This window comes from Pseudomonas sp. RG1, from assembly GCF_025910115.1.
Classification (GTDB): Bacteria; Pseudomonadota; Gammaproteobacteria; order Pseudomonadales; family Pseudomonadaceae; genus Aquipseudomonas; species Aquipseudomonas atacamensis.
The window spans coordinates 103,952-117,945 of record NZ_JAPCIK010000055.1 but is presented as its reverse complement, the minus strand read 5'-3'; the positions used below and the strand labels follow the sequence as shown (position 1 = coordinate 117,945).

Here is a 13,994-nt window from a genome sequence, read left to right as displayed (position 1 = left end):
CTTTGAAACTATGCCTGGGCCAACTCTGCGTGTTCATCGGCATCCAGCAGCGCTTTATCCGTCTGCTGCATGACCTGACTGGTTATCGCCCCGGCGGTAATCGAGCCACTCACGTTCAACGCCGTACGGCCCATATCGATCAGCGGCTCGACCGAAATCAGCAGGGCCACCAGTGACACCGGCAAGCCCATCGCCGGGAGCACGATCAGGGCGGCGAACGTCGCGCCGCCACCGACCCCGGCGACACCGGCCGAACTCAACGTGACAATCGCTACCAGCGTCGCGATCCACAACGGATCCAGCGGGTTGATGCCGACCGTTGGCCCGACCATCACGGCCAACATCGCCGGGTACAGGCCGGCACACCCGTTCTGGCCGATGGTCGCACCGAACGAGGCAGCGAAACTGGCGACCGACGACGGAATACCCAGGCGGCGGGTCTGCGCTTCAATGCTCAGCGGAATGGTCGCCGCGCTGGAGCGGCTGGTGAAGGCGAAGGTCAGCACCGGCCAGATCTTGCGGAAGAAGCGCAGCGGGTTGATCCCGGCGGCCGACACCAGTACGCCGTGCACGACGAACATCAGGCCCAGGCCGATATACGAGACCACGACGAAACTGCCCAGCTTGATGATGTCCTGCAGGTTGGAACCGGCGACCACTTTGGTCATCAGCGCCAGCACACCGTACGGGGTCAGCTTCATCACCAGACGCACCAGTCGCATCACCCAGGCTTGCAGGGTGTCGATGGCGTTGATCACTTTTTGACCTTTTTCCTCGTCATCCTTGAGCAACTGCAACGCAGCAACCCCAAGGAACGCGGCGAAGATCACTACGCTGATGATCGAGGTCGGCTTGGCCCGGGCCAGGTCGGCGAACGGGTTCTGCGGAATGAACGACAGCAGCAATTGCGGCACATTGAGGTCGGCGACCTTGCCGGCGTAGTCGTTCTGAATGGTTTGCAGGCGCGCCATTTCCTGAGTGCCGGCGATCAGACCTTCAGCGGTAAGGCCGAACAAATTGGTCAGGCCGATGCCGATCAGCGCCGCGATGGCGGTGGTGAACAGCAGCGTGCCGATGGTCAGGAAACTGATTTTGCCCAGCGACGAAGCGTTGTGCAGGCGTGCCACGGCGCTGAGGATCGAAGCAAACACCAGCGGGATCACGATCATTTGCAGCAACTGCACGTAACCGTTGCCGACCAGATCGAACCAGCCGATCGAGGCTTTCAGCACCGGGTTGCCGGCACCGTAAATCGTGTGCAGCGCAACGCCGAACGCCACGCCGAGAACCAGTGCAAGCAGGACTTTTTTCGCCAGGCTCCAAGTGGTGTGGCGGGTTTGCGCCAGACCGAAGAGCAAGGCGAGGAACACCAGCAGGTTGAGAATCAACGGTAGATTCATGAGAACTCCAGTAAAGACTGTGCCAACAGCCGTCCGGGGCTGCTGCGAACCGGAAAGCCTAACAGCTTGATTTGCAATGATTTAATACCGAAATGGCAGGGCGTCCGTCGTTTTTGGAATAAGCGCGTGTCGCTGTCGGCAATGCAGCTGACGCGCAGGGGACGCAAGCGGTCGCTGACAGGCGAGGGTTGTCACACTGATTTGTTAGCGTCGAACTCTTTGCATCGGGGAGTAGCGCTATGAAAATTGCACGCACGTTGTTGGCTGTGGCACTGGCGGCTGGCCTCGCCGGCCAGGCATTGGCCACGGACCTCAAGCATTGGCCGGCAGATCAGGCCAAGGCGCTGGACGCGATGATCGCTGCCAACGCCAACAAGGGTAATTACGCGGTGTTCGACATGGACAACACCAGTTACCGCTACGACCTCGAAGAATCCTTGCTGCCGTTCATGGAAAACAAAGGCCTTATTACCCGCGACAAGCTCGACCCCTCGTTGAAACTGATGCCCTTCAAGGACACCGCCGAGCACAAGGAAAGCCTGTTCAGTTATTACTACCGGCTCTGCGAAGTCGACGACATGGTCTGCTACCCATGGGTGGCGCAGGTGTTCTCCGGCTTCACCCTCAAGGAGCTCAAGGGCTACGTTGACGAACTGATGGCTTCGGGCAAACCGGTGCCGGCGACGTATTACGAAGGCGATGTGGTGAAGAAGCTCGACGTCAATCCGCCGAAGATCTTCACTGGCCAGCAGGAGCTGTATAACAAGCTGATGGAGAACGGCATCGAGGTTTACGTGATGACCGCCGCTTCAGAGGAACTGGTGCGTATGGTCGCGGCGGATCCCAAGTATGGCTACAACGTCAAACCGCAGAACGTCATTGGTGTTTCACTGCTGCTCAAGGATCAGAAGACCGGCGAGCTGACCACTGCGCGCAAACAGATCACTGCCGGCAAATATGACGAGAAGGCCAACCTCGGCCTGGAGCTGACGCCGTACCTGTGGACCCCGGCAACGTGGATGGCCGGCAAGCACGCGGCGATCCTCACCTACATCGATGAATGGAAAAAACCGGTACTGGTCGGCGGCGATACCCCGACGAGCGACGGTTACATGCTGTTCCACGATGTCGATGTGGCCAAGGGCGGCATTCACTTGTGGATCAACCGCAAGGACAAGTACATGACGCAAATCAACGGCATGATGGCCAAACACGCAGCGGCGCAGGCCAAGGAAGGCTTGCCGGTGACCGCGGACAAGAACTGGGTGATCGTCAAGCCGGAAGAAATTCAATAAAAGCAGCTGATAGCGGCAAGCTACCAGCTGCAAGAAAAAGCAAGGCGGCTCTTGCTAGCAGCTTGGCGCTTATTTGATCGTTCCCACGCTCTGCGTGGGAATGCAGCCCGTGACGCTCCGCGTCACTGGACGCGGAGCGTCCCTTGAGGCGTTCCCACGCAGAGCGTGGGAACGCTCACCTTTGCTTGCAGCTTGCAGCTTGCAGCTTGCAGCTTGCAGCTTGCAGCTTGCAGCTGTAGCTGCCTCAAATCCCGTCCAGCATCGCTTTGTTACGCACCGCGCCTTTATCTGCACTGGTCGCCAGCAGGGCGTAGGCCTTGAGGGCGGTGGTCACCTTGCGTGGGCGCACCTCGACCGGTTTCCAGCCTTTCTTGTCCTGCTCGGCACGGCGTGCCGCCAGTTCTTCGTCGCTGACCAACAGGTTGATCGAGCGGTTCGGAATGTCGATCAGCACCTTGTCGCCATCCTGCACCAGACCGATCGCACCACCGGCCGCAGCCTCTGGCGAAGCGTGACCGATCGACAGGCCGGAAGTACCGCCGGAGAAACGCCCGTCGGTGAGCAGCGCACAGGCTTTGCCCAGGCCTTTGGATTTCAGGTAGGACGTCGGGTAGAGCATTTCCTGCATGCCCGGGCCGCCTTTCGGGCCTTCGTAGCGAATGATGACGATGTCGCCTTCCTTCACTTCGTCAGCGAGGATGCCGCGCACGGCGCTGTCCTGGCTTTCGAAAATCTTCGCGTTGCCTTCGAAGACGTGGATCGACTCATCGACCCCGGCGGTTTTCACCACGCAGCCGTCCTGCGCGATGTTGCCGTACAGCACGGCGAGGCCGCCTTCTTTCGAATAGGCGTGCTCGAAGCTGCGGATGCAGCCGTTTTCACGGTCGTCGTCGAGGGTTTCCCAACGGGTCGACTGGCTGAACGCGGTCTGGGTCGGAATGCCCGCCGGACCTGCCTTGAAGAAGTGATGCACGGCTTCGTCGCTGGTCTGGGTGATGTCCCACTTGGCGATGGCTTCTTCCATGCTGCGGCTGTGCACGGTCGGCAGGTCGGTGTGCAGCAGGCCGCCACGAGCCAGCGAACCGAGGATGCTGAAAATGCCGCCGGCGCGGTGCACGTCTTCCATGTGGTACTTCTGGATGTTAGGTGCAACTTTGCACAGCTGCGGCACGCTGCGCGAGAGACGGTCGATGTCGCGCAGGTCGAAATCGATCTCGGCTTCCTGGGCAGCTGCGAGCAAGTGCAGGATGGTGTTGGTCGAACCGCCCATGGCGATGTCGAGCATCATCGCGTTCTCGAACGCCTTGAAGTTGGCGATGTTGCGCGGCAGCACGGAGTCATCGTTCTCGCCGTAGTAACGCTTGCACAGCTCGACGATGGTGCGACCGGCCTGGAGGAACAGCTGTTCGCGGTCGCTGTGGGTGGCCAGAGTGGAACCGTTGCCCGGCAAGGCCAGACCCAGTGCTTCGGTCAGGCAGTTCATCGAGTTGGCGGTGAACATGCCGGAGCACGAACCGCAGGTCGGGCAGGCGCTACGCTCGTACTCGGCGACTTTCTCGTCAGAAGCGCTGGAGTCGGCGGCGATTACCATGGCGTCGACGAGGTCGAGGCCGTGGGAAGCGAGTTTGGTCTTGCCGGCTTCCATCGGGCCACCGGAAACGAAGATCACCGGGATGTTCAGGCGCAGCGCGGCCATCAGCATGCCCGGGGTGATCTTGTCGCAGTTGGAAATGCACACGATGGCGTCGGCGCAGTGGGCATTGACCATGTACTCGACGGAGTCGGCGATGATCTCGCGGCTCGGCAGCGAATACAGCATGCCGTCGTGGCCCATGGCGATGCCGTCATCGACAGCGATGGTGTTGAATTCCTTGGCCACGCCACCGGCGCGTTCGATTTCGCGGGCGACCAGTTGACCCAGGTCCTTCAGGTGCACATGCCCCGGGACGAACTGGGTGAACGAGTTGGCGATGGCAATGATCGGCTTCTTGAAGTCGTCATCTTTCATGCCGGTGGCGCGCCACAGTGCGCGGGCGCCGGCCATGTTGCGGCCGTGGGTGGATGTTTTCGAGCGGTAATCTGGCATGGAGCACTCCGGGCGGCTAATCACGTACTAAAGGGGAGTGAGCTTCTGTTGACCTCTGAAACACCCGAAAAATGGCCGTGTGTCCGGAAGCTGCCGATGACGTTGCGGGATCGCCGCTGGTCTCAGCCTGAGCTCATAAACCCGCCGGGGATGAATGGCGATGAATGAGGCGATTCTACACCGCTGGCGTCGCGAGGGAATGGCGCAAAGCGTTGTTCCCCCGCTGAAGAGGCACGCGGGATGACGACTGGCAGGATCAGTGGTCGCCTCCCGGCATCACCGGATTGCTGCGCAGGTTGCTGACGCGACGGCCAATCACGCTGTTGAGCAACAGCGATACGCCGCTCAACACCACGAAGCCGTAACCCAGCGTCGCTTGCAGGTTGGCCGGGCCGAGGCTGATCAAGGCGCTGACCAGCCCGCCACAGATAAAGATGATGGTGCTGCCGGCGGACGCCGATGCGCCGGCATTTTCGGCAAACAGGCTCATGGCGCGGGAGGTAGCCGGTGGTCTTGAAATGGTCGTGCCCACCGTGCAGATCAGCATCGGAACCAGCACCGTCGCCGCTGACAGATCATGATTGGCCGCCAGATAGAGCATCACCAGCCCCGAGAGCAGGATCAGGCTCAGCCCGGTGAAAATCTGCTGTTGCGCATTGATATGCCGATTCAGCACGCTGGCGAACAGGCCGCCAAAGACATAGGCGGCGCCGTAGATCAGCAGGATCAAGGCGAAATCGTAAGGTGCCATCTGCAGCTGCTCCATGAAGATCAGCGGGGAAATGACAATGAAGGAAAAGTGGCAGGCGAAAGCGAATGCAGAAATCAGCCAGCAGCCGACGAATTCGAAATTGCTCAGCACCAATCGGTAGGGCTTTATGAAACCCCCGTGTGGCCCATTCTGAACGGGCCGGCTGTTATCGAGCAGCCGCCACGTCTTCACCAGAACCACGGCGGCCAGGGCGATGAACACCCAGAAGCTGCCGCGCCAGCCGAGCGTGGCCTGCAGAAACGTGCCCGCCAATGGTGATACTGAAATGAAGATGCCTGTTGCGGTGACCATCAGGATCCGCAGGCGATCACGCTCGTTGCCTTCGAACAGATCCTGCACCAGTGCCTGGGACAGCACGAAGCAACCGCATCCCAGCGCCTGCATCACCCGGAAAATCAGGAACAGCGTGTAGTCATTGCTCAGCACGCAGCCCAGTGCGCCGAGCAGCGACACGCTCATGCCGGCGAGCAGCAGACCTTTGCGCCCGATCACATCGGACAACGGGCCGATCAATAACTGGGCAAATGCGATGCCCACGGCAAACAGACTGATCGACAGCGCGATGTCGTTTGACGATCGGCCAAAGTGGGCTGCCAATGCCGGAAAGGAAGGCAGCAGCACATCCAGCGGAAACACGCCAAGCAGGATCATCGCCAGCAGCAGGCTGATTGCTCCGCGCTGCTGTCGGCGGGTGGTTGCACGGCTGTGTTTATCCATCGATCAATCCTGCTTTGGCGAAGAGTGTCTGGTTATGGGGCAATGCAAAGAAGCCGGCCTTGTGCAAGGCCTCCACCGTAGGTTTGCAGCCAACGCGTGCACGGGCGCGGTTGGCCTGCACCGTTGCCGTGCCGCCGACAATCTCCATCACGTCGATCTCGGCAATACCGGCCGAACGCAGGCTTTGTTGCAGCCAGCCTTCATCTGCTTCGAAGAAGATGGAAATGATCTCCACGAGGGTCTTGCTGGCGAACAGGCGTTGACGACTGTTCATCGCAATCCAGAAGTAATGGAAGGCTTCGGCGAAATAACGGCTGTGCCGGGCTTCGTCGGCAAGGTGATCACGCAACATGTCACTCACACTGGATACCAGCGTGTCGCGGCAGACCTCCAGCAACTCGCGGGCAATGATGGTTTCCGAGACAAATCCCAGCAGGAACCAGGCCAGAGCGCGGTTTTTCTCCGGCGTGCGCGCGATCAAGGCGTTCATGCGGCTGATCCGCTTCGGAATGACCGGACGCCGGGTGATGCTGTAATACGCAGCGATCTGCTCGGCAATCTGGTTGGAAAACAGCGCGTGGTAGCCCTCGTCGGTATACAGCTGCAGTGCCGCATGTTTCATCGGCAGCGGTATGTAGATGGGCAGTTCGCGGTGCGCAATGACTTCCACCGCGCGGTTGACGATGCGGTGTTCAAGCAGGGTGGTGTAGTCGAGGAAATAAACCAGATGATTGGCGGTAAGGCGGTGCAGGGTTTCGCGACCTTTGGCCTGGATGGCCGGATGCGCCAGATAGGGCACAAAGGCCGGGGGGAACCAGTAGCGGGTTTGCAGTTGCTGCTCGACATCGCCCGGTAACCGGTAGTCATGGGTACTGCTGCGTACCGATGCACGGCTCTCCCAGTCTGGAAGCGTGAATTTCAGCGACCATGACACCGGGGCTTCGCTCTCGTCCATCGCCGTGGGAATCATGACTGTGCTCCGCTGAGCAGATCACGCATTTCCTGGCACATGGTGTGACCATCGCTTTCGCCGCAACCGACAAAGAACAACGGTTGCTCGGCGCTGCCCGCGATGCCGAGCAGGGTTTCAACCTGTGCGTCGGCAAATGCGCCGGTCAGCCAGGTGTTCAGCCCCAGCGTCGTTGCTACCAGTTGAAAGGTTTGCGAGAGATGACCGGCCTCGATGAATGCCATGCGATAGGCGCGCGAGTGTTCGTACTTCCACCAGAGACGATCAAACCTGGCGGTGATGAACACGCCCAGCGGCAGGTTGTTGATGAAGTGCTGGCCGCCGAGCAATTGGCCCAGTTCCGGATCCGGCAGCGCATTGATCCGACTCAGAGCGTGTTCGGCAGGGTGGTAGGCGTAGATGCCGGGTTCCAGCCCGCTGACATTTTGCGCCAGGACAAATCCCTCACAGGCGTTCAATCCGCCGCCGGACGGGCAGCTCCGGCGGGCCTCGAGACCCGGCGCGACCGGATCGGCGTGGGCGTCTTCGCGCGGGGGAAGATAGCCGAGCGTCAGATACAGCAGCGTGCCGACCTCGTTCAGTGTCACCGCGGCACCGGTGTAGGAACGACAGGTTTTGCGCCTCATCAAGGCCTGAGTCAGGCTGTCATCATTAATGGCGCCCGGTACGGGCAGGGTAATCAAGGGCTGCACTGATCGCGGCGCCGGGGTGTTCGCAGGTTCCGGCTTCCCCAGCACTTCGCTGCAGTGCGCCAGATATTGCCTGGACCACTCGTGGATATTCCGAGGCGTATGTGCGCAAGGTATATTTTGTGTGCCGATGTGATAGATCTTCGATAGTTCATCCCAGCCCCAATCCGGGCTGTCTATTTTTGAAGTTGTTAGAATGCCTGCGTTCAGAAGTTGTCTGTCTATTATGTTGTTGGGGTCAAATATATCAGGGTTGTGTATAAGGCTGGCGAGGCGATGGGAGTATTCAAGATCAAGTTCGTGTTGAGTATGGTTCTTGTAGTTCCAGACTACTTGTCCGGGCGGGCGCGGCAATATAAAAAGAAAAGGATTGATATACATGGGTTCAGATCACTCAGGAAAAGTCTGATGGACGCCAGAGTGCCGGCACTCTCCAGCGTCCAGGCTACTTAGCGGCCGGTGGCTGCAACCAGAAAGGCCAGGTTGGCGAGTTTGTCTGTTTCGAGATAAATGGTTTTCATGATGTGAACTCCTTGTTCGTTGGTAGTTGGAGTCGCTTCGTTGCGACAACTTCATATTAGTTTGTAATCGAATATTGGCAAGCGGATATTAAGTAGGAATATTCCAATAATTTTGTCGGAGTGATCTTTTGCAGGAGGCTTACTGTGTAGGTTTAATTTCCATGATTTACAGGCATGACGAAACTTCCTGCAAGGCAGCGAGAAATAAGTTGTAGGAAGAGAGCAGGGCACTCATGTCGAGTGTGAAAAAAACGGGCGGAGGAGGCGCAAAAAAAACGGGGAGCTCAGTGGCTCCCCGGTGTTCAAGCGCAATCAGCTGTTGGGCAGCAGACGGCAGGTGATGCTTTTGATGTAGCGGGTTTCAGCGATGGCCGGATGCACCGGATGATCCGGACCCTGACCCCCACGTTCGAGCATCTGGATGTTGCGGTCCAGATGACGGGCGCTGGTCAGCAGGATGTTCTGCAGATCGTCTTCCGGCAGGTGCATGGAGCACGAAGCACTGACCAGAATGCCGTCCTTGGTCAGCAGGCGCATGGCTTGCTCGTTGAGACGACGGTAGGCGCCTTCGCCGTTCTTCATGTCTTTCTTGCGTTTGATGAAGGCCGGCGGATCGGCAACGATCACGTCGAAGCGCTCTTCGCTGGCTTTCAGTTCCTTCAGCGCTTCAAAGACGTCGCCTTCGATGCAGGTCATCTTGTCAGCGAAGCCGTTCAGTGCAGCGTTGCGCTCGACACCGTCGAGGGCGAATGCAGAGGCGTCGACGCAGAACACTTCGCTGGCGCCGAACGCAGCGGCCTGCACGCCCCAGCCACCGATGTAGCTATAGAGATCAAGTACGCGTTTGCCCTTGGCGTAAGGTGCCAGGCGCGCGCGGTTCATGCGGTGATCGTAGAACCAGCCGGTTTTCTGCCCTTGAATGACCGGCGCTTCGAACTTGACGCCGTTTTCTTCCAGCGCGACCCATTCCGGCACCAGACCGAATACGGTTTCGACGTAGCGGTTGAGGCCTTCGGCGTCGCGGGCGGCGGAATCGTTCTTGAACAGGATGCCGCTTGGCTTGAGCACCTGGGTCAACGCGGCGATCACGTCGTCTTTGTGCGCTTCCATGGTCGCCGAGGCGATCTGCACCACGAGGATGTCGCCGAAGCGATCGACCACCAGACCCGGCAGCAGGTCGGAGTCGCCGTAGACCAGACGATAGAACGGCTTGTCGAACAGACGCTCGCGCAACGACAGTGCGACATTCAGGCGATGCACCAGCAGCGACTTGTCGAGGGCCAGTTTGATGTCGCGTGACAGCAGACGCGCGCAGATCAGATTGTTCGGGCTCATGGCGACGATGCCCAACGGCTTGCCGCCAGCGGCTTCGAGCACCGCCTGATCGCCGGCCTTGAAGCCGTGCAGAGGCGTGGCGGCCACGTCGATTTCGTTGCTGTAGACCCACAAGTGGCCGTTGCGCAGGCGACGGTCGGCGTTGGCTTTGAGGCGCAGGCTAGGCAGGGACATGACGTCGCTCCGGAAAAAAGAGCGGGAGTATAGCGTGTTGAGGCGTGCTCCGGTCTGGCCTGCGATGAAAAGCGGAGGGCCCCTTCGCGAGCAGGCTCGCTCCCACACTTGGAATGCATTCACCTGTGGGAGCGAGCCTGCTCGCGAAAGCAGCTCTTATGCAGCCAGTGCGTCAATCAGGGCCTGACTGAACGCCGGCACATCATCCGGCTGTCGGCTGCTGATCAGGTTGCCGTCCTTGACCACTTCCTGGTCGACCCAGTTGACCCCGGCATTGACCAGATCGTCCTTGACCGTTTTGTAGCTGGTCATGGTCTTGCCATTGACCAGTCCTGCCGAGATCAGCAACCAGCTGCCGTGGCAGATCACGGCAATCGGCTTGCCCGCCGAAGCGGCAGTCTTGACCAGATGCTGAGCATCCTGGTCGATACGGATGGTGTCGGAATTTTGCACACCACCCGGCAGCAGCACGGCATCGTATTGATCGACGCTCACAGCCTGGAAAGTGTTGCTGACGGGGAAGTCGTCGGCCGGTTTGTCATGGTTCCAGCCTTTGACGGTGCCGGCCTCGGCCGAGAGGATATCGACCTGCACGCCGGCCTGCTCCAGGGCATCCTTGGGACCGGTCATTTCGACCTGTTCGAAACCATCGGTAACCAAAATAGCGACGCGTTTGCCATTGAGGGAAGTTGCCATCGGTAAGCTCCTGAGTCTGTGGAGATTTTGCCTTCGCAGCGGACCGATGAGGTCCGATGCGCCCTACAGATTCCGAAGCCTGCGCACAGATGAAAGTTCCGGCGATGTGCCCATCGGTGTGTCGCCCTGCGGTTTCAGCGGTTAGAATCGCCGCCTGCCCCGGAGTGTGTACTTATGTCCCAAGAGCTGACCACCGAACAGATTCAACAATCGCTGCAAGGCATCAGTGTGCCGGCGCAACCGCAGATCATGGTGGATCTGCAAATGGAGCAGTACATGCCCGACCCGGACCTGGAGGTGATCGCCAAACTGATCTCCCAGGACCCCGGTCTGTCCGGCGCGCTGCTGAAAATCGTCAACTCGCCGTATTACGGCCTGAGCAACAAGATCACCTCGATCCAGCGTGCGGTGAACCTGTTGGGCAGCCGCTCGATCATCAACCTGATCAACGCGCAGTCGATCAAGGGCGAGATGAACGACGACACCATCGTCACCCTCAACCGTTTCTGGGACACCGCGCAGGATGTGGCGATGACCTGCCTGACCCTCGCCAAGCGCATCGGCACCCAGGCCGGTGACGAAGCCTATGCGTTGGGCCTGTTCCACGATTGCGGCGTGCCATTGATGCTGCAGCGTTTCCCCAATTACATGACCGTGCTGGAAGAGGCCTACGCCAGCGCCAGCCCGGAATGCCGCGTGGTCGATACGGAAAACCGTGTGTTCAACACCAACCACGCCGTGGTCGGTTACTACACCGCCAAGTCCTGGCGCCTGCCGGAGCATGTCAGCGCCGCCATCGCCAACCACCACAATGCGCTGGCGATTTTCAGCGACGAATCGTCGAAGAACAGCCAGCTGAAAAACTTGCTGGCGATTCTGAAAATGGCCGAGCACATCTGCGCCTCTTATCGCGTGCTGGGCAACCAGAGTGAAGATTTCGAGTGGAACGCGGTCGGCCCGCTGGTGCTCGATTACGTCGGTCTGTCGGACTACGACTTCGAAACACTCAAACAAACGATTCGCGACCTCGGCGCGCATTGATCCGAGGACAACATGCCTGAACTGCCGGAAGTCGAAACCACCCGTCGCGGGATCGCCCCGCACCTCGAAGGCCAGCGGGTCAGCCGGGTCATCGTCCGCGACCGGCGCCTGCGCTGGCCGATCCCCGAAGACCTCGATGTGCGTCTGTCCGGGCAGCGCATCGTGCTGGTCGAGCGGCGCGCCAAGTACCTGTTGATCAACGCCGAGATCGGCACGCTGATCAGCCACCTGGGCATGTCGGGCAATTTGCGTCTGGTAGAGGCCGGGTTGCCGGCGTTGAAGCATGAACACGTCGACATTGAACTGGAATCGGGACTGGCCTTGCGCTACACCGACCCGCGACGCTTCGGTGCGATGCTGTGGAGCAACGACCCGCTCAATCACGAACTGCTGATTCGCCTCGGGCCGGAGCCGCTGACCGATCTGTTCGATGGCGAGCGCCTGTTCCAGCTGTCACGCGGGCGCTCGATGGCGGTCAAGCCGTTCATCATGGACAACGCGGTGGTGGTCGGGGTCGGCAATATCTACGCGACCGAAGCGCTGTTCGCCGCCGGCATCGATCCGCGCCGCGAAGCCGGGGGCATTTCCCGCGGGCGTTACTTGAAACTGGCAATCGAGATCAAACGCATCCTCGCCGCCGCCATCGAGCGTGGCGGCACGACGCTGCGCGATTTCATTGGCGGAGATGGTCAGCCGGGCTATTTCCAGCAGGAACTGTTTGTCTACGGCCGCGGTGGTCAGCACTGCAAGGTCTGCGGTAGCGGCCTGCGCGAAGTGAAGCTGGGCCAGCGCGCCAGCGTGTTTTGCCCGCGCTGCCAGACCTGAAAAAATCCTTCGGTCTATAGTGAGAAGTCTCACTGCTCAGCCCGAAGGATCGTGCCATGAAAGTCCTGCAAGTCTTCTTCGTCACGCTGCTGTTGTGTTCCAGCCTGGCCGTTCAGGCCTCGGAAACCGGCAGCGGTGATCCGCGTTACACCATCCAGAATCCCCCGGCCTACGCCATGCTTGGCGACCTGCTGATTGCCCGACCTTTGCTGGTGGTGGCCACGGTGATCGGTGCGGGAGCGTTTGTGGTGTCGTTGCCGTTTACCGCACTGGGCGGCGGTGTTGGCGATGCCGGTCAGGCGCTGGTGGTTGACCCGGCGAAAGCGGCGTTTGTGCGGTGTCTGGGGTGTACAGGGGAGGGGTTTGAGCAGCGCGAGTGAGCTGATCGGGTTTCAGTGGTGTGGCTGATGGCCCATTCGCGAGCAGGCTCGCTCCCACAGGGGAATGCATTGCAAATGTGGGAGCGAGCCTGCTCGCGAAGAGGGCGGTACAGGCGCTGAAGTGATCAGGCCTTGCCGGTGATCTTGCGGTACTTCTCCATCAACTGTTCTTCAGTCTCCGGATGGGCTTCGTCCAGTGGAATGCAATCCACCGGGCAGACCTGCTGGCACTGCGGTTCGTCGTAGTGGCCGACGCACTGGGTGCACAGGTTCGGGTCGATCACGTAGATCTCTTCGCCTTGGGAAATGGCGGCGTTCGGGCACTCGGGTTCGCAGACGTCGCAGTTGATGCAATCGTCGGTGATGATCAGGGACATGCTAACTCCAGCCGGGGCGGCAGGCCCGGGCGCTATAAATCAATGCGCGCAATTGTGCCGCATTGGCGAGCGCAGTGCACGCGGGGGCGATCAAGGGCACTCTTTGGCTGCGATCCAAAAACAAAAGGATCGCAGCCTGCGGCAGCTCCTACTTCTTGAAGCGCAGGGTCAGCGCGTCGGCCACGGCCGGGTGGACGAACTTGCTGATATCGCCGCCCAGCGCGGCAATCTCCCGCACCAGCGTCGAGGAAATGAACGAATAACGCTCCGACGGCGTGAGAAACAGGCTCTCCACATCCGGCGCCAGTTGGCGGTTCATGTTGGCCAGCTGGAATTCGTATTCGAAGTCCGACACCGCGCGCAGACCACGCAGGAACACATTGGCGTTCTGCTCTTTGGCGAAATGCGCGAGCAGCGTCGAGAAACCGACCACTTCCACGTTAGGCAGGTGTTTGGTGACCTCGCGAGCCAGTTCGACCCGTTGTTCCAGCGGGAACAGCGGGTTCTTTTTCGGGCTGGCGGCGACCGCAATGATCACGTGATCGAACAGGCGCGAGGCGCGTTCGACCAGATCGCCATGGCCCTTGGTAATAGGGTCGAAGGTACCTGGGTACAACACTCGGTTCATCGCGTCGTCCTGGCGGGAGTCCGTTGGGGAGTCGGATGGTATCGCAGCCTTCCCGGTCGGCCAAGTCGCCTGTTGGGTAAGAAAGCAC

The 13,994-nt window shown here is 59.9% G+C and carries 13 protein-coding genes; 4 read left to right on the top strand and 9 right to left on the bottom strand.

What is annotated here, in order from left to right; genetic code table 11:
* Positions 1 to 8: 8 nt before the first annotated feature.
* Positions 9 to 1,400 (bottom strand): L-cystine transporter, encoded by a 1,392-nt coding sequence (locus tag OK411_RS26515; protein ID WP_264365903.1) that lies wholly within the window; start codon positions 1,398 to 1,400, stop codon positions 9 to 11.
* Positions 1,401 to 1,639: 239 nt separating this feature from the next.
* On the opposite strand from OK411_RS26515, the gene OK411_RS26510 reads away from it, so the two are divergent.
* Positions 1,640 to 2,695, top strand: a complete 1,056-nt coding sequence (locus OK411_RS26510) for a phosphorylcholine phosphatase (RefSeq protein WP_024014685.1) — start codon at positions 1,640 to 1,642, stop codon at positions 2,693 to 2,695.
* Between the two features lie 244 nt (positions 2,696 to 2,939).
* On the opposite strand, the gene ilvD is transcribed toward OK411_RS26510, so the two are convergent.
* The 6 genes from ilvD to OK411_RS26480 form a co-directional block, all read right to left on the bottom strand.
* Positions 2,940 to 4,781: a dihydroxy-acid dehydratase gene (ilvD, locus tag OK411_RS26505; RefSeq protein ID WP_016772696.1), complete on the bottom strand. Its 1,842-nt coding sequence runs from the start codon at positions 4,779 to 4,781 to the stop codon at positions 2,940 to 2,942.
* 256 nt (positions 4,782 to 5,037) lie between these two features.
* A complete protein-coding gene (locus tag OK411_RS26500) occupies positions 5,038 to 6,270 on the bottom strand; it encodes an MFS transporter (RefSeq protein ID WP_258604045.1) in 1,233 nt (410 codons plus the stop codon).
* Complete coding sequence (locus tag OK411_RS26495; RefSeq protein WP_264365902.1) at positions 6,263 to 7,240, bottom strand: diiron oxygenase; 978 nt, start codon at positions 7,238 to 7,240, stop codon at positions 6,263 to 6,265. Before OK411_RS26495 ends, OK411_RS26500 begins: the two co-directional genes overlap by 8 nt.
* Positions 7,237 to 8,310: a SagB/ThcOx family dehydrogenase gene (locus OK411_RS26490; protein WP_264365901.1), complete on the bottom strand. Its 1,074-nt coding sequence runs from the start codon at positions 8,308 to 8,310 to the stop codon at positions 7,237 to 7,239. Before OK411_RS26490 ends, OK411_RS26495 begins: the two co-directional genes overlap by 4 nt.
* A 452-nt stretch (positions 8,311 to 8,762) precedes the next feature.
* The gene (locus OK411_RS26485; RefSeq protein WP_016772700.1) at positions 8,763 to 9,959 is read right to left on the bottom strand and encodes a class I SAM-dependent rRNA methyltransferase; all 1,197 of its coding nucleotides are present in this window, start codon (positions 9,957 to 9,959) and stop codon (positions 8,763 to 8,765) included.
* A 156-nt stretch (positions 9,960 to 10,115) separates the two neighbouring features.
* Positions 10,116 to 10,655 (bottom strand): type 1 glutamine amidotransferase domain-containing protein, encoded by a 540-nt coding sequence (locus tag OK411_RS26480; protein WP_016772701.1) that lies wholly within the window; start codon positions 10,653 to 10,655, stop codon positions 10,116 to 10,118.
* Between the two features lie 228 nt (positions 10,656 to 10,883).
* On the opposite strand from OK411_RS26480, the gene OK411_RS26475 reads away from it, so the two are divergent.
* The 3 genes from OK411_RS26475 to OK411_RS26465 are packed head-to-tail and all read left to right on the top strand — an operon-like array spanning position 10,884 to position 12,901.
* Positions 10,884 to 11,696 carry an HDOD domain-containing protein gene (locus OK411_RS26475; protein ID WP_161984078.1) on the top strand — a complete coding sequence of 271 codons (813 nt, stop codon included), beginning with the start codon at positions 10,884 to 10,886 and terminating at the stop codon, positions 11,694 to 11,696.
* A 12-nt stretch (positions 11,697 to 11,708) separates the two neighbouring features.
* The gene (gene mutM, locus OK411_RS26470) at positions 11,709 to 12,521 is read left to right on the top strand and encodes a bifunctional DNA-formamidopyrimidine glycosylase/DNA-(apurinic or apyrimidinic site) lyase (RefSeq protein WP_122698599.1); all 813 of its coding nucleotides are present in this window, start codon (positions 11,709 to 11,711) and stop codon (positions 12,519 to 12,521) included.
* A gap of 56 nt (positions 12,522 to 12,577) precedes the next feature.
* The gene (locus tag OK411_RS26465; RefSeq protein ID WP_076564452.1) at positions 12,578 to 12,901 is read left to right on the top strand and encodes a multidrug transporter; all 324 of its coding nucleotides are present in this window, start codon (positions 12,578 to 12,580) and stop codon (positions 12,899 to 12,901) included.
* Positions 12,902 to 13,026: 125 nt separating this feature from the next.
* Here OK411_RS26465 and OK411_RS26460 read toward each other — a convergent pair whose 3' ends face one another.
* Positions 13,027 to 13,278, bottom strand: a complete 252-nt coding sequence (locus OK411_RS26460; RefSeq protein ID WP_003195146.1) for a YfhL family 4Fe-4S dicluster ferredoxin — start codon at positions 13,276 to 13,278, stop codon at positions 13,027 to 13,029.
* A 148-nt stretch (positions 13,279 to 13,426) separates the two neighbouring features.
* A complete protein-coding gene (gene coaD / locus OK411_RS26455) occupies positions 13,427 to 13,906 on the bottom strand; it encodes a pantetheine-phosphate adenylyltransferase (protein WP_003229157.1) in 480 nt (159 codons plus the stop codon).
* Positions 13,907 to 13,994 lie beyond the last annotated feature (88 nt).

What these genes read in the sequence shown, in the direction of transcription:
- OK411_RS26515 (WP_264365903.1), bottom strand. Translation starts at nt 1,400, where the DNA reads ATGAATCTACCGTTGATTCTCAACCTGCTGGTGTTCCTCGCCTTGCTC.
- OK411_RS26510 (WP_024014685.1), top strand. Translation starts at nt 1,640, where the DNA reads ATGAAAATTGCACGCACGTTGTTGGCTGTGGCACTGGCGGCTGGCCTC.
- ilvD (WP_016772696.1), bottom strand. Translation starts at nt 4,781, where the DNA reads ATGCCAGATTACCGCTCGAAAACATCCACCCACGGCCGCAACATGGCC.
- OK411_RS26500 (WP_258604045.1), bottom strand. Translation starts at nt 6,270, where the DNA reads ATGGATAAACACAGCCGTGCAACCACCCGCCGACAGCAGCGCGGAGCA.
- OK411_RS26495 (WP_264365902.1), bottom strand. Translation starts at nt 7,240, where the DNA reads ATGATTCCCACGGCGATGGACGAGAGCGAAGCCCCGGTGTCATGGTCG.
- OK411_RS26490 (WP_264365901.1), bottom strand. Translation starts at nt 8,310, where the DNA reads ATGTATATCAATCCTTTTCTTTTTATATTGCCGCGCCCGCCCGGACAA.
- OK411_RS26485 (WP_016772700.1), bottom strand. Translation starts at nt 9,959, where the DNA reads ATGTCCCTGCCTAGCCTGCGCCTCAAAGCCAACGCCGACCGTCGCCTG.
- OK411_RS26480 (WP_016772701.1), bottom strand. Translation starts at nt 10,655, where the DNA reads ATGGCAACTTCCCTCAATGGCAAACGCGTCGCTATTTTGGTTACCGAT.
- mutM (WP_122698599.1), top strand. Translation starts at nt 11,709, where the DNA reads ATGCCTGAACTGCCGGAAGTCGAAACCACCCGTCGCGGGATCGCCCCG.
- OK411_RS26465 (WP_076564452.1), top strand. Translation starts at nt 12,578, where the DNA reads ATGAAAGTCCTGCAAGTCTTCTTCGTCACGCTGCTGTTGTGTTCCAGC.
- OK411_RS26460 (WP_003195146.1), bottom strand. Translation starts at nt 13,278, where the DNA reads ATGTCCCTGATCATCACCGACGATTGCATCAACTGCGACGTCTGCGAA.
- coaD (WP_003229157.1), bottom strand. Translation starts at nt 13,906, where the DNA reads ATGAACCGAGTGTTGTACCCAGGTACCTTCGACCCTATTACCAAGGGC.